This is a genomic window from Gordonia sp. SMJS1 (assembly GCF_029866425.1).
GTDB classification, from domain to species: Bacteria; Actinomycetota; Actinomycetes; order Mycobacteriales; family Mycobacteriaceae; genus Gordonia; species Gordonia hongkongensis.
On record NZ_CP123381.1, the window covers coordinates 3,980,562 to 3,994,561 of the forward strand.

General features: G+C 70.9%; 1 pseudogene. It reads right to left on the reverse strand.

Annotated features, from left to right (window positions below):
* Nucleotides 1–31: 31 nt before the first annotated feature.
* Nucleotides 32–13,925, reverse strand: a pseudogene (locus QAD21_RS18280) (amino acid adenylation domain-containing protein).
* Nucleotides 13,926–14,000: the final 75 nt, after the last annotated feature.

Here is a 14,000-nt window from a genome sequence, read left to right on the forward strand (position 1 = left end):
AGGTCAGGTCGATGATGTCACGCAAATCCCCTCATTCCGGTGTCGGCTCGCCGGCGCCGTCGACCTGCGACAGCTGGGCATCGAGCGCCGGTCCGACGACCGCGAGGGCGTCGGCGTTCGCCATCCCCAGGTGGTGGGTGGCCACGTCGACGTTGTCGATGGCGCCGGTGACGAACGGCCGCCAGGCCGCGGCCAGGGTCGTCGGGTCGTCCTTGTCCTCGGTCGCGGTGAACACGTGTATGTCGCCGGCGAAGACATCGGGCCGGTAGTCGAGGACCACCTGGGTCGAGGACTCGAAGCTGTCCATGATGCGTTCCACCTGATCTTCCGCGAGCAGGCCCATGCCGGAGATCTGCTGCCGGATGATCGCGGTGACCTCCTCGGAGGTGGACGCCTGCACGTCGTCGCCGAGATCGAAGAGATCCCGCCAACCGCCGAGGACGTCGACCACGGTGGACGCGTCCGGCTCGATCGCCGGCCCGGGCTCCGCCGCGGCCGGCTCGACCGGCTCCCCGTGCTGCGGCACGTCGTGGACGATCACCGGTTCGTCCTCCGGCCGGGAGTCCATGATCCCCAGGTAGGCGACCTGCTGCCCAAGTTCCCCGAGGTGGACGGCCATCGCGTGGGCGATCACGCCGCCGACCGACCAGCCGAGCAGATGGTAGGGGCCATGCGGCTGGACCCGCCGGATCTCCTCGACATAGCGCCGGGCCAGCACCCGCGCGTCGGTCACGCTCGGCTCTCCGGTCACCACATGCGGGTCCTGGAGTCCGTAGATGGGCCGATCCCGCAGGTGCGGTGCCAGCCCGCCGTAGAACCACGCCAGGCCGCCGGCCGGGTGCACGCAGAACAGCGGCGGCCGCGAACCCTCGCCGCGGAGGCTGATCACCACGTCGTTGCTCACCGCGTTGTCCTCGGCCAGTCGGCGGGCCAGGCCACGCACCGTCGGATCGCTGAACAACCACGCGAGTTCGATGTCGAAGCCGTTGCGGTCGCGCAGCGTCGCCGCGACCCGGGTGGCCGAGAGGGAGTTGCCGCCCAGGTCGAAGAAGCTGTCGGTGGCACCGATCTGTTCGACGCCGAGGACCTCGGCGTAGGCATCGGCGATCGCCTGCTCGACCGGGGTGGCCGGGGCGACGAATTCGACGGAAGCCACCTCGGGAGCCGGCAGCGCCGCTCGGTCCAGCTTGCCGACCGGGGTCAGCGGGAACTCGTCGAGCACCGTGATCGAGGCAGGCACCATGTGTCCGGGCAGCTGCGCGGCCAGCAGACCACGAAGAGCGTCCACCTCTACACCGTCACCGACGACATAGGCGGCGAGGCTCGACGCCACCGAACTCGGGGCCCCCGACGAGCCGATGCCGACGACGACCGCGGAACGCACCTCGGGCGCCGAGCGCAGCACCGCCTCGATCTCGCCGAGTTCGATGCGCAGGCCACGGAGCTTCACCTGGTCGTCGCTACGACCGGAGTACTCGAGCGTGAGGTCGCCCGACGGTGACTCGCGCCAGCGCACGACGTCGCCGGTCCGGTACATGCGGCGTCCGGCCCCGGCGAGGGGACTGGCGACGAACCGCGCGGCGGTCAGACCGGGCTGGTCGAGATAACCGCGCGAGAGTGCGGGGCCGAGGACGTAGAGCTCGCCGGCCACACCGACCGGCACCGGCCGCAGGTGGGCGTCGAGCACGAGGAACTCGAGTCCGGGCAGCGGACCACCGAGGCGGACCGGGTCGCCGGGCGCCGCCGAGTCGGAGACCGCGACCATGATCGTCGTCTCCGTCGGGCCGTATCCGTTGTGGATGCGGGTGTGCGGCGCCCAGGCGTCCATCACCGACTGCGGCACGGCCTCGCCGCCCACGGAGACCGCCTGCAGGCTGGGCAGCGCGGCCGGGTCGAGCGTCGACAGCACCGAGGGCGTGAGGAAGGTGGTGGCGACCTCATGTCGCTGCATGAACTCCTGCAGCTCCGTACCGCCGACCGCGGTCGACGGCCGGTAGACGAGCGTGCCGCCGTTGACCGTCGCAAGGAGGTACTCGAGCACCGAGGCGTCGAAGCTCGGGGACGCGAATCCCAGGACCACCGCCCCGTCCTCGGTTCCCAGCGCCGTCGACTTCGCCACGGCGAAGTTGCGCAGTCCCGAATGCGACACCGCGACGCCCTTGGGGCGTCCCGTCGACCCCGAGGTGTAGATGACGTAGGCGACGTTGTCGGTTCTGACCGGACCGGTCTGCTCGGCCGGGTCCACCGGGGCATCCGACGTGGCGTCGAGTTCGGCGGCCACCGCGGCGTCGTCGAGGCGGAGCCACTCGAAACCCTCGTCCGGCAACGCGCCGACGGCGTGGACCGACAGCCCCATCCGGGCGCCGGAGTCCTCCACCATCGTCGCGACCCGTTCGGCAGGGTAATCCGGATCGATGGGAACGTAACCGCCGCCGGTCTTCGCGACCGCCCAGATCGCGACCAACAGGTCGACGGACCGGGGAATCGCAAGTGCCACGAGTGTTTCCGCACCGACGCCGCGACCGATCAGCCAGCGCGCCAGGCGGTTGGACCGGCCGTGCAGCGCGGAATACGACAGGGTGGCGCCCGAGGCGTCGACCACCGCGGTACGACGCCGGTACCGCGTGCCGGCCTCGGTGAACAGCTCGCCCAGCAACACGGCCTCGGCGGCCTGGCCGCCGTGTACCGGCACCAGCGACTCGGCCTCACCGGCCAGCAGGATGGGCGCCGCGGCAACCGGGGCGCTCGGGGTCGCGGTGAGCGCGCCGAGCAGGTTGACGAATCGGGCCGTGAAGCCGGTGGCGGTGGATTCCGCGAACAGATCGGTGGCGTATTGCAGTGCCGCCGACCATGTCTCGCCCGCGTCCGCCTTCGCGATCGAGAACAGCAGATCGACCTTCGCCGGCACCTCGCCCGCGTCGAGCGGGCTGACCGAGATGTCGCCGAGATCGGCCGACAGCGACTGTCCGGCGAGCTCGGGGACCACCGCCTGGTCCAGGGTCAACCACACCTGGGTGAGCGGGGCGAACGCCTCGGAACGAACCGGGTTGAGCCGGTCGACGAGGGTCTCGAACGGCAGATCGGCATGGGCGAAGGCATCGAGGTCGACGCGTCGGACGCGACCGAGGACGTCGACGAACGTGTCACCGGCCGCGTGGGCGGTACGCAGCACGAGCGTGTTCACGAACATGCCGACCAGCGGATCGAGTACCGCGGCACCACGTCCGGCGATCGGCGTGCCGATCGCCACGTCGTCGGTTCCCGACAGGTCGGCGAGCAGGACCGCCAGCGCCGCGTGCAGCACCATGAACGGGGTGACCCCGAACTCGTCGGCGACGGTGTCGATCCGGGTGGTGACGTCCGCCGGGATCGTGAAGGGCACGCGGGCGCCCCGCTGCGACGCGACTGCCGGGCGAGGCCGATCCGTCGGCAGTTCCAGGAGATCGGGCATCCCGGCCAGGTGCGCGCTCCAGTACTCCAGCTGGGCACCCATCACCGACGCCGCGTCGTCGACATCGCCGAGGGCGCGGCGCTGCCAGATGGCGTAGTCGGCGTACTGGACGGGTAGTGGCTCGAACGACGGCTGGGTACCGGCGGCCCGTGCCAGGTAGGCGGCGGTGAGATCGGTGACCAGCGGCCCGAGGGATTCGCCGTCGGACGCCACGTGGTGCAGGACCACCGCGAGAATGTACTCGGATGTCCCGGAACCGGTTCCGATCTCGATCAGCCTGGTCCGCACCGGCCAGTCGACGGCGAGGTCGAATCCCGTTGTGGCGGCGGCCAGTACGACCTCTCCCCCGTCGCGCCCGGCCGCGGCCGGCACGAACTCGTGGTCGAGCCGGGTCGCGATGTCGGCCACCGGGGCGATCAGCTGTACCGGCTGACCGCCGGTCTCGGGATAGGTGGTGCGGAGGATGTCATGGCGCGCGACGACGTCGGCGATCGCGGCGCCGAGCGCGGCCGGATCGAGATCGCCGGTCAGGCGCATCACCGCCGGGATGTTGTAGGCCGCCAGCGTCGGATCGAAGCGGTTGATGAACCACATCCGCTGCTGGGCGTACGACAGCGGGATCCGGTCGGGACGAGGCGTCACCGCGACGATGGGCGGGAGTCCGCCGGTACGGTCGCCGAGGCGTTCGGCCAGCAGGCGCGGCGTCGGCGCCTCGAAGACGTCACGCACCGTCACGTCGACATCGAGGGCGTCCCCGAGCCGGGCGGCTGCCCGCATCGCCGACAGCGAATTGCCGCCGATGTCGAAGAAGTTCGTGGTGGCGCCGACGTTCTCCGGCGACATCGACAGCAGCTCGGCGAAGACCGACGCCGCCGCCGCTTCCCGCGGGCCGGCGACCGGCACGATCGCGGCGGTGTCGACGGTCGGCGCCGGCAACTGCTGTCGCACGATCTTGCCCGCGCTGCTCAGCGGCATCTCGTCGAGCAGCATCCACATCCCGGGACGCATGAACTCCGGGAGCGCTTGCGCCACGGAGTGTTTGACCGCGTCGAGGTCCACCGAGGCCGGCGTCAGGTAGGCCACGAGTTGCTGCCCCGCCGGGGTCTCGACGACGGCCGCCGCCGCGTACACGACGCCCGGCGCCGACGTGAGGGCCGACTCGATCTCGCCGAGCTCGATCCGCTGGCCACGCAGCTTCACCTGGAAGTCCGTGCGGCCCTGATATTCCAGCTCACCGTCGGCTCGCCAGCGGACCAGGTCACCGGTCCGGTACAGGCGAGACCCCGGCGCGCCGTAGGGGTTCGGCACGAAGCGTTCGGCCGTGAGCGCGGGTCGCGAGGTGTATCCGCGTGCCAACTGGATGCCGCCGAGGTACAGCTCGCCGGTGAATCCCGGTGCCACCGGGCGCAATCGATGGTCGAGCACCAGCGCGGTGGTGTTCGCGACGGGCCGTCCAATGGAGACCGAGTCGCCCGCGACCCGCGCGACGGTCGCGTAGATGGTCGCCTCGGTCGGTCCGTACTGGTTGCTGACGGGGGCATGCGGGATGAGCTCGCGCACGGTCTCGGCGACGCTCTGCGGGAGCGCCTCGCCGCCCGTGTGCAGGTAGCGCAGCCGTGAGAGACCGCGCAGCTGTTCGGGATCGGCGACCTCGGTGAGCACGGCGAGCATCGAGGGCACCAGCGTCGCCGACGTCACGCCGAAGTCCGCGAGGTAGCGCAGGACGGCGACCGGGTCCCGGTGGGCACCGGGCTCCATCACGACGAGCCGTCCACCCGAGAGCGGCGGGCGCAGGATCTCGCCGACCGACGGATCGAAGGTGAGTTCCAACACCTGCAGGAAGACGTCGTCGGGGCCGAAATCGTAGGCGCCGCGGTCGTAGTCGAGATGGGCGCGCAGGGTTTGGTGACTCACCGTGACGCCCTTGGGACGACCGGTCGAACCCGACGTGAAGATGGTGTAAGCCGGATTCGCGCCGACGACTGCCGACGAACGCTCCGCCGGCGCGAAGAGCGACGCCGGCTCACCGGCGTCCGAGTCGTCGTCGACGGCCACGACGGTCACACCGGGGTCGAGGGCCTCGATGCCCGCCGGGACCAGTCCCGGGCCGATCAGCACCGCCGCGACATCGGCGGTGCGCGCCAGATAGTCGATGCGATCGGCCGGCGCGGCCGGGTCCATCGGCACGAATTGCCCACCGGCGGCGAGAATCGCGTGGACGGCGACGATCATCTCCGTCGACCGCGGGATGCACACGCCGACCGCGACCTCCGGTCCGACCCCCAGACCCACGAGCCGTCGGGCGAGAACGCTCACCCTGCTTCCCAATTCGGCATAGGTCGATTGCGCGCGGGTCGAGGCCCCGGCCGGACTCTCCACCGCGATCGCGCCGGGCGACGCGGCGACGCGCTCGAGAAGGAGATCGGCGACATGGGTGCCGGACGGACTCAGCTCGGGGCCGGTCGACCACGTGTCGAGGCGGGCCTCGTCGTCCTCCGACATCGGCGGGATGTCGGCGATCCGGGTCTGTGCGTCGCCCGCGATGGCCTGCAGGATGCGCTCGAGGGACCGCGCGAAGACGGCGATCTCGTCGGTGGCGAACGCGTCGGGAAGGTAGGTCAACCGGACCGCGATACCCGACGCGGTCGGCGAGGTCGCCAGGTTGAGCGGGTAGTGCGTGGCGTCGGAGACCTCGACCTCCCGGATCGCCAGTCCCACCGCGGCACTGGCGGCACCGCCGGCCAGTGAGTCGTTGTCGACGGGATAGGACTCGTGCACGGTCAGGGTGTCGAACAACTGTGGCCGTCCGACGGCGGTGAGGATCTCGGGCAAGCCGATGTGCTGGTGATCGAGCACGGCGGTCTTGTCCGACTGCAACCGGCCGAGGACCTCGGCGATCGTCGCCTCCGGGTCGACGTCGACGACGGCGGGCAGCGTGTTGATGAACAGGCCGACCATCGACTCGACGCCGTCGAGTCCGGCGGGACGTCCGGACACGGTCTCGCCGAAGGTGACCACCCGGTTGTCGGTCAGCCGGGACAGCAGCACCGCCCAGGCGAGCTGCAACACCGTGGCCGTCGTCGAACCGGATTGCCGCGCCGTCCGCTCCAGGCCCGAGACCAGGTCGGGTTCGAGGACCCAGCGATGCTCGCGCGGCAGATGGTCTGCCGCGGAGTCGTTCTCGGCATCCTCGACGGCGTGGCCGGTGAGTCCGGGGGCGACCAGGGTCGGCTCCTCGACCGGTTCGAGGACCCGCCGCCACGCCGCGAGACCGGCGTCGAGGTCGGTGTCGGCGATGCGGGCCAGGTAGTCGGCGAAGTCGGTGCGTTCGGTCGTTCCCTGACCGGTGAACGGGGTCCCGGTCGCGTAGAGCGCCAGCAGGTCGGCCAACACGAGCGGCCCGGACCAGCCGTCGAACAGGATGTGATGGTTGGTGATGACCACGCTCGTGCCCTGTGCGTGGCGCACGACCACCGCTCGCAGCAGCGGCGGGTCGGCGAGGTCGAACGGCTCGGTGCGCTCGGCCGCCGACACCTCGTCGACGGCAGCCCGGACATCCACCTCGGCGGTGGTCGGCACGTCGAGCACGCGCCAGCGCAGCGGCACCGTCTCGGGCACGACGGTGACCACGTGCCCGCTGGGCACCCGGACGAACCCCGATTTGAGGGTGCGGTGGTGATCGAGCAGTGCGACCACCGCGGTGCGCAACCGCTCGAGGTCGACCTCGCCCTCGAGATGCAGAACTGCCTGCGTCACATACACATCGAGTTCGTCGGTGCCCGCGAGTTGGGACTGGAAGTACAGCCCGCGTTGCAGCGGCGACAGGGCCCAGACCTGCGCGCCGGGGAATCGCTGCGCCACGATGTCCAAGTCATGTTGGGTCACCTCGGCGCCCAGGACATCCGACGGCGAGCGGCCGACGTCGACGCCGTCGGTGACGAGGCGGACGACGTCGGCGAGTTCCGCGGTCCACCGTCGTGCGATGTCGCGGACATCCTCCGGCGACAGGATCGCCGCGGGGAACTGCAGATCGGCCGAGAGCACACGCCCCTTCGAAGACGCACCGGTGCTCGCGTTGACCGTCAGCACGCTCATGGCCGCCACCCCGTCGGACACCGTGGCCGGCAGGAACGGCGCGTCGGGTGCGGGCAGGAAGCCCGCACCGGCCGGTGCTGCGGTGTCGGACGACGGGGCGACCGACGACAGGGGGTCGGCCCCGTCCGGGGTCGTCGGGTCCTCGCTCTGACCGGTCGTACCGCGGGTCCCGAGATAGTTGAACGCGATCGTCGGCAGCGGACGCGAATGCAGTTGCGCGGCCGGGTCGCCGGGGCCGCGGCCGTCGGCGGCATAACGCAGCAGGCCGAAACCGATCCCGGAGTCGGGCATGCCGAGACGTTCTTCCTTGGCCGCCTTGACCGCGTGGACTACGTCGTCGGCCGGATCGAGGGCGAGCGGGGCGATCGAGGTGAACCAGCCGACCGTTCGCGACAGGTCGGCGCGCCGCGGGTCCGGGCCGGTGAGCAGGACGTCCTCGTATCGGCCGTGCCCCTCGGTGAGCACGGTGACGGGAGCGGCGTCGGCGATGCCGCGATCATGTTGCCAGGAGCGGACCGCGCGCGCGAGGGTGCCGAGCAGGACGTCGACGACGGACGCCGAGAACGCCTCGGGCACAGTCGTCGTCAACGGGTCGACGATGGCCGGGTCGACGCGGTGGACGATCGAGGTCAGGGTGCCGTATCGGTCGCGGTCGGGGTCGAGCGGCGCGCCGAAGTCGGTCGGAAGGTCTGGGGACCGGTCGAGCCAGTACCCGGCTTCGCCACGACGGGCGTCGAGCTGCGCGGTGAGTGCCCGCTGCCACGCACGTTGTGAGGTCTCTTCGGCGCGAACCGTCACGGGTTGCCCGGAAACCAGCTGGGCGTGGACGGTCAGCAGATCCTCGATCAGGATCGGCCACGACACCGCGTCGACGGCGAGGTGGTGCAGTACCAGCACTATTCGTACGGGCCGATCCGCCTCGTCGGGAGAACCCCCGGGTGCGGCGCCGCTGACCACCGTCGCGGCGACCAGCCGCCCGGCGGGCCGGGTCGAGGCGGCGCGCCGCCTGCGCATGCGCGTCGACCAGCGCATCGGCGAACCCGGCCTCGCCGGGTACGGTGTCCGTCGCCACCGACACGATCGAGGCGCCGGGATCGAAAGGTGTTCCGGTGGTGAGGGTCCAGGTGTCACCGGTCTGGGTGCCCCCGGTCTGGGTGCCCCCGGTCTGGGTGTCCCCGGCGGACTCCAGGCGCGCACCCAGCATCGGATGCGCGTCGACGACCGCGCCGAGCACCTCGCCGAGGTGGGCGACGGTGAGTCCGGCCGGTGCCGTGAGCACCATCGACTGGTTGAAGTCGGCGAGGTCGGCCGGCGTCCGCGCGGCGTCGACGAGCCAGGACACGATCGGCGGGAGGTCGACCTGTCCGGCCGGATCGTCGGTCGGCTCCGCGAGCATCGGGGCCCGGTCCCCACCTGCCGACGCCACCCGCGCCATCGCGCGAATGGTTCTCTGCTCGAAGATCTCTCGCGGCGACAGCGACAACCCGGCGGCCTTCGCGGCGGACGCGAGCTGGATGGACATGATCGAGTCGCCGCCGAGCGCGAAGAAGGACTCGGTGACCGAGACGGTGTCGAGACCCAGCAGCCCCGCGACGATCGCCGCGAGGGTCTCCTCGGCGGTCGTCGCCGGTGCGACGTATCCGTCGGCGGGCGTGGTGAACTCGGGCACCGGCAGTGCGCGCCGGTCGAGCTTGCCGCCCGGGGTCGCGGGCAGCTCGTCGAGCACCATCGCCGAGTGCGGGATCATGTGTCCGGCAAGCCGATCCGCCGCCCCGGCCAGGACGGCGTCGGCGTCGAGGCGGTCGCCGGCGGTGTCGTCGCCCACGAGGTAGGCGACGAGCCGGGTACGACCGTGGTCGTCGTCGACCCCGGCCACGACGACCGAGCCGACGCCCGGCTGGTCACCGAGGACGGACTCGATCTCGCCGAGTTCGACTCGCTGGCCGTTGATCTTGACCTGGTGGTCGGCGCGCCCGGCGAACTCGATCTCGCCGGTCGCGGTGATCCGCACCAGGTCGCCGGTGGCATACATGCGGTGGCCTGCCTCGCGGGCGAACGGGTCGGCCACGAACGACGACGCGGTGAGGCCGGAGCGGCCGAGGTATCCGCGCGCCAGCGAGTCGCCACTCGACAGGTAGAGCTCACCCACGACGCCCTGGGGTACCGGGTGCAGACGGCCGTCGAGCACGTAGGCGGCGAAGCCGCGGACCGGCCGTCCGATGGTCACGGGCGCGCCGGGCTCGGATCGTCCGGTGGTCGCCCAGACGGTGGCCTCCGACGGGCCGTAGAAGTTGAACATCCGGCGTCCGGATTCCGGTGTGGCCCAACGCGCGATCAGCTCGGGCGGGCACGCCTCGCCACCGGTGACGAGGTTGCGGACGGTGCGGCCCCGGCGCGGGTCGACGGTCGCCAGCACCGTGGGGGTGATGAGGGTGTCGGTGACCCGATCGCGCTCGAGGATGCGGCCCAGTGCATCGCCGGCGTACTCCGACGCGGGCGCTACGACGAGGGTGTGCCCGACCGCGATCGACCACATCATCTCCAGCACCGAGGCGTCGAAGCTCGGGGAGGCGACGTGCAGGACACGGGTGTCGGGGGCCTGCGCCGGCGTTCCGGTGACCTCGGTCAGCGCGGCGACGAAGTTCGCGATGCCGCGATGCGGAACCCCGACCGCCTTCGGCCGTCCGGTGGAACCGGAGGTGTAGACGAGGTAGGCCAGGTCGTCGAGAATGACCGGCCGATGACGCTCGGCGTCGGAGACGGGCCCACCGGTGACGGTCGGATCGTCGAGCGAGGCGAGTTCGAGCCATTCGCAGGATGATTCACCCAACCGGTCCCGCGTCGGCGCATCGGTGATACCGAGGCGCACACCGGAATCGGTCACCATGAACGCGATCCGGTCGCTCGGGTAGGCGGGGTCGATCGGCACGTAGGCGGCACCCGCCTTGATGACACCGAACACGGCGACCACCGACCCGATCGACCGCTCGAGGCCGACGGCGACCACGTCACCGGGCCCGACCCCGCGGGAGATCAACTGGCGAGCCAGACGATTGGTCCGTTCCTCGAACTCCGCGTACGAGATCTCGGTGCCGTCGTGGACCAGTGCCGGACGATGCGGGTCGAGGTCGCGCCGCGCGAGGAGTTCGGTGAGGGTCACCGGCTCGGTGACCCCGCCGTCGGCGGCCGGTGCCGTCTCGCCGACGGAGTTGCGGCTCGGCGCGCTGAGGGCGGCGGCGTCGATGCCGACGATGTCGACGTCTCCGACGGGCAGCGACGGGTCAGTGGCCATCGCGGCGATCACCTGCAGCCAGACCTCGGCGAAGCGGCGGATGGTCGCGGCGTCGAACAACGAGGTGCCGTACAGGAAGTCGGCCCGCATCGGCGACGACCCGGTCCGTTCGGACACCGAGACGGTGAGGTCGAACTTGGCGATCGGGGCGGCGGCCCCGAGCGGTTCGGCACTCAGACCCGAGAGCTCCACCCGGTCGATCTCCTCCGGGCGTCCGCCGGCGGCGACGAGGGTGTAGGCGATCTGGACCAGCGGCGGGTAGGCCGTGGACCGCTCCGGCGCGAGTTCTTCGATCAGATCATCGAATTGCACGTCGGCGTGCGCGAAGGCATCGAGGTCGGTGGCGCGGATCGTGGCGATGAGATCGTCGACGGTCGATGCCGGGTCGACGTCGGTGCGCAGCACGAGCGTGTTGACGAACATGCCGACGAGGTCGTGGAGCGCGGCGTCGGGGCGTCCGGCGATGGGTGTGCCGATGACGACGTCCCGGGTCGAGGCGAGCCGCGCGACGGTGACGGCGAGTGCCGCGTGCAGCACCATGAACACCGTGACGTCGCGATTGCGTGCCAGCTCTTCCAGGGCGGTGGCGAGCGCGTCGTCGACGGTCACGGACTCGATTGCCGCCGCGGTGTCGAGCACGGCCGGCCGCGGGCGATCCATCGGCAGGTCGGTCACTGCGGGCAGATCCGCGAGGACCTCGCGCCAGTGCGCGAGCTGACGCCCCATCGGTGCGCCGGGATCATCTGCGGCGCCCAGGTATTCGCGCTGCCACAGCGCGAAGTCCGCGTACTGGACCGCGGGCGCGGCGACCGGTGGCGCGGCGTTTGTCCGGGCCAGGTACGAGCCGAGCAGGTCGCGCACGAAGACCGGGGTCGACTCACCGTCGAAGGCGATGTGGTGCACGGTGACGACGACGTCCACCACGTCGTCGGCGCGGCGCAGGACGCGGACCCGGAGTGGGAACCCGGCGGCCACGTCGAAACCGGTGGTCGCCGAGACGAACAGGTCCTCCTCGGTCTCCACCGCCTGCCAGTCGAGGCGGGCGCGGGCCGTGTCGGCATCGGTGACGAGCTGGAACGGCCCCTGTTCGTCGCTGGGGTAGGTGGTGCGCAGGATCTCGTGGTTGGCGACCACGTCGCCGACCGCGGCCGCGAGGGCGTCGAGGTCGAGGGCTCCGGTCAGCCGCAGGGCCATCGGGATGTTGTAGGCCGCCGAGGCGGTGTCGAACTGGTTGATGAACCACATGCGACTCTGCGCCGTAGACAACGGCAACCGCGCGGGCCGCGGCATCGCGGTGACCCGCGGGACGCTCCGGCCGCGTCCGGACACCAGGCCGGCCAGATCCCGCACCGACGGCGCGTCGAACAGGTCGCCCACCGACACGTCGACGTCGAGCAGGTCGGCCACACGCGCTGCGACCCGGGCCGCGGACAGCGAGTTGCCGCCGAGGTCGAAGAACGACTGCGTCACGCTGACCCGGTCGGTGCCCAGCACATCGGCAACGATGGCCGCGATCGAGGTCTCGGCGTCGGACTCGGGTGCGGCGAATTCCTCGACGGTGAGTTCGGGGACCGGCAGCTTACGCCGGGCGACCTTGCCCGCACTGTTCAGCGGCAGCTGCTCGAGTGTCATCCACACCGTGGGCCGCATGTAGGCCGGCAGGGTCTGCGCGACAACCGTTTTCACCACGTCGATGTCGACTGACGCCGGCGAGACATAGGCGACGAGGTGTGATTGCCCGGACACCTTCGCCACGGTGGCCGCCGCGTGGAGGACGCCCGGAGCCGACATGAGGACGGACTCGACCTCCCCCAGCTCGAGTCGCTGTCCGCGAAGCTTCACCTGGAAGTCCGTGCGGCCCAGGTATTCCAGCTGGCCACGCGCATTCCAGCGGACGAGATCGCCGGTACGGTACAGACGTTCACCGGGTTCACCGAAACCGTCGGTGTTGTCGGCCGCCTCGCCGCGCGCGGGAGCCGCGAAGGGACTGGCGACGAACCGTTCGGCGGTCAGGCCGGGCTGCGAGGCGTAACCGCGGGCGAGTTGCACGCCCCCCAGATACAGCTCCCCGGGCACGCCCGAGGGCACGAGCTGCAGTCGCGAGTCGAGGACGAAGGTGGTGGTGCTCGGCACCGGGACGCCGATCGGCACCGACGTCTCCCCCGCCCGCACTTGATGAGCGGTCACGTCCACCGCCGCCTCGGTCGGACCGTACAGATTGTGGACCTCGTTGCCCGGCAACGCCGCCACCAACGCCTGCGCCACCGGCGCGGTCAGTGCCTCACCCGAGGTGAACGTCAACCGCAACGACGACAGCTCACCCACCCGGTCGCCCAGGACATCCAGGAACACCGACAACATCGACGGCACGAAATGGATGACCGACACCTTCTCGGCCGTGATCAACTCCGCCAGATACCGCGGATCACCATGCCGCTCCGGTTCCGCCACCACCAGCGTCGCCCCCACCGCGAACGGCAGGAACAACTCCCACACCGACACATCGAACGTCACCGGGGTCTTCTGGACGAAGACATCCGAGTCCTTGATCGAATACCAGTCCCGCATCCACTCCAGGCGGTTCACGATCGCCGCATGCGACACCGTCACACCCTTGGGCCGACCCGTCGACCCCGACGTGAACAGGGTGTACGCCGCATCGGCGGGCTGCAGGGGCGCGAGCCGTTCGTCGTCGGTGACCGGTGCGGTGGCGAGGTCGACCTCGTCGGTCGTGTCGACCACCAGCGCGGTGACGTCCGCCGGCAGCTCGACGGCCGAATCGGCGGCGACGAGGACCAGCCGGGCGTCCGCGGTGTCGAGCATGTACCGGGTGCGGTCAGACGGCGCGTCGATGTCGAGCGGAACGTAGTGACCGCCCGCCGCGACGATGCCGTGGATGGCGACGAGAAGCTCGACCGACCGCGGGATGGCGACCGCGACGGCGACGTCGGGTCCGACACCGATGGAGATCAGATAACGAGCCAGTGAGTCGACCCGTGCACCGAACTCGGCGTAGCTGACGCGACGCGAACCGAACACGATGGCCGGTACGTCGGACCTCGTCGCCACATGCACCACATCGGTCACCGTTGGGCCTCCATCTCGCCTCGTCGCCTGCCGTCTCGTCCTGCGTTCCCCATTCCCCCCGTGTGTTCGCTGCGC